Here is a 2,409-nt window from a genome sequence, read left to right as displayed (position 1 = left end):
GACCGTGAAGCTCTCGAATTCGGCCGCAAGCTTGGTGCCGGCGGGCGGCGTCGTGGACGTCGTGTCGACCGAATAGCAGGCCTTCGCAAGGCTGGGCGCGGGATCCGAGCCGAAGTAGGCGTTGCTGCAGGCCGCGGTGCCGGTCACGGTCTTCTGCACCCAGCTCGTGCCGGTACCGTACTTCACGACGGTGGCTGTGGCGACCGTGAACGAACCGCCTTCATTGGCCAGCAGCGTCCCGCCGGTCGTAGTGCCGGATTGGGCGTAGCAGCCCTTCACCACATCGGGCGTGGGGTCGCTGCCGAAGAAGGCGGTGCTGCAGGTGCCCGCCCCGCTGACGGTCTTTTGGACGAATGTCGAACCCGAGCCGTACTGGACGACCGTGCCGCTGGGCACCGTGAACGACTGGTTTTCGTTCGCGATGCTGACCCAGCTCGCATCCAGCTTCTGCGTCGCGGCGGCTTGCTTGCCGGTGCCCGAGAGCTCGACGAGCGCAGCGTCCGATCCCGCTTCGGCGGACTTGGCGGCCGCCGTGCCGGGCATTGCGCCTGCACTGCCCAAAGCACCGCCCGAACTCCCGCCGCCGCAGCCTGCCACGATGGCCAGCACCGCGAGACAGGACAACTTTGATATTACTTTCATACTTGTTCCCTTCAGTTGACATGATTTTTCCTACATATGCATGGCAACGCAATCAAGTGAGTGAGGACTTTTCCTACATTTTGTTTTCCCGTATTCGCCAACTAATCGGCGACTTCTTCGCTCATTTCTCGCGTCAATGCTGGAAAGTTCCGGCAACGAGCCCGACGCGGAGAAGACGTGAAAAACCATGCTGGCCTTACACGTATTCACAAAAAGCATGGGGCGGAACTTGAGATGCACCAGACCGGGGCGCACTTCGGAGCACCCGGCAAAGCATGCGCGGAGGGGTCGACCGGACCTCGGCGAGAGCCGCGAACTCACCGCGGGGCCGGGATCTGTTAGCGCTACCGGAGTCGCGACGAAGACATGCCAAGGGGCCGTCCTCGCGTGGCCCGCGCTTGCAAGGGGTCAGCCGTGTTGCGCCCGCGCGCCTCCAGCCAGCCCCTTTGCCAGGCCTCCGGAAACAGCCTCAACAGTCCCTAGAACAGCACCCGGCTGCGGATCGTTCCCGGCACCTTGGCCAGCTTCTCGAGCGCCAGGTCGGAGGAGGCGGCATCGATGTCGGTCACCACGTAGCCCACCTTGTCGTTGGTCTGCAGGAACTGCGAGGCGATGTTGATGCGGTTGTCCGAGAAGATCCTGTTGATCTCCGACAGCACGCCCGGGACATTGCGGTGGATGTGCAGCAGGCGATGCTTGCCCGGGTGCGCCGGCAGGGCCACCTCGGGGAAATTGACCGACGAGGTCGAGGTCCCGTTGTCGCTGTACTTCACCAGTTTCTCGGCCACCTCGAGACCGATGTTGGCCTGCGCCTCCATGGTGGAGCCGCCGATGTGCGGCGTCAGGATCACGTTGTCGAGTCCGCGCAGCGGCGACAGGAACTCGTCCTTGTTGCTGCGCGGCTCGACCGGGAAGACGTCGATCGCGGCGCCAAGCAGCTTCCTGGCCTTCAGCGCCTCGGCCAGCGGTTCGATCTCGACCACGGTGCCGCGCGAGGCGTTGATCAGGATCGAGCCCGGCTTCATGGACGCGATCTCGGCGCCGCCGATCATCCACTGCGTGGCCTGCGTCTCGGGCACATGCAGGCTCACGATGTCGCTCTGCGCCAGCAGGTCGGGCAAGAGCCGCACCTGACGTGCGTTGCCCAGCGGCAGCTTGGTGACGACGTCGTAGAAGCAGACGTTCATGCCCAGCGCCTCGGCCAGCACCGAGAGCTGGGCGCCGATCGAGCCGTAACCGACGATGCCGAGCGTCTTGCCGCGGATCTCGAAAGCGTTGTCGGCCGACTTGAGCCAGCCGCCGCGATGTGCGACCGCACTTTTCTCGGGCACCCCGCGCAGCAGCAGGATGGCTTCGGCCAGCACCAGTTCAGCCACCGAGCGGGTATTGGAATAAGGCGCGTTGAAGACGGCCACGCCGTGCTCGCGCGCCGCATCGAGATCGACCTGGTTGGTGCCGATGCAAAAGCAGCCCACCGCCACCAGCTTCTGCGCCTCGGCGAACACCTCGGCGGTCAGTTGCGTGCGCGAACGAATGCCGAGGAAGTGCACGTCGGCGATGCGGGCCTTGAGTTCGGCGTCCGGCAGCGCACCGGGAAGCGACTCGATCTGGGTGTAGCCGGCGGCCTGAAGCACCTCGATCGCCGAAGGATGGATGCCCTCGAGCAGGAGGAACTTGATCTTGCTTTTGTCGAGTGAAGTCTTGCTCATTCCAGGGCCAAAAAAAGCGAAAGACGATGCTAGCATGGTGCGCCGCAGCATGCAGGCG

The 2,409-nt window shown here is 64.3% G+C and carries 1 protein-coding gene and 1 pseudogene; both read right to left on the bottom strand.

Translation table 11 applies throughout. The features are described from left to right. A pseudogene (locus AC1D2K_RS33495) lies at window positions 1-642 on the bottom strand (hypothetical protein); the annotation flags it as partial. A 479-nt stretch (window positions 643-1,121) separates the two neighbouring features. Beyond that, the gene (gene serA, locus AC1D2K_RS33490) at window positions 1,122-2,351 is read right to left on the bottom strand and encodes a phosphoglycerate dehydrogenase (RefSeq protein ID WP_478094590.1); all 1,230 of its coding nucleotides are present in this window, start codon (window positions 2,349-2,351) and stop codon (window positions 1,122-1,124) included. Window positions 2,352-2,409 lie beyond the last annotated feature (58 nt).

The organism is Variovorax sp. P1_H12_2 (assembly GCF_056405335.1).
Note: the sequence above shows the minus strand (reverse complement) of the source record. Positions and strands in the feature narration are given on the sequence as shown.

Bases quoted from the DNA above. Each gene is read 5' to 3' on its own strand.
- serA (WP_478094590.1), bottom strand. From the start codon at position 2,351: ATGAGCAAGACTTCACTCGACAAAAGCAAGATCAAGTTCCTCCTGCTC.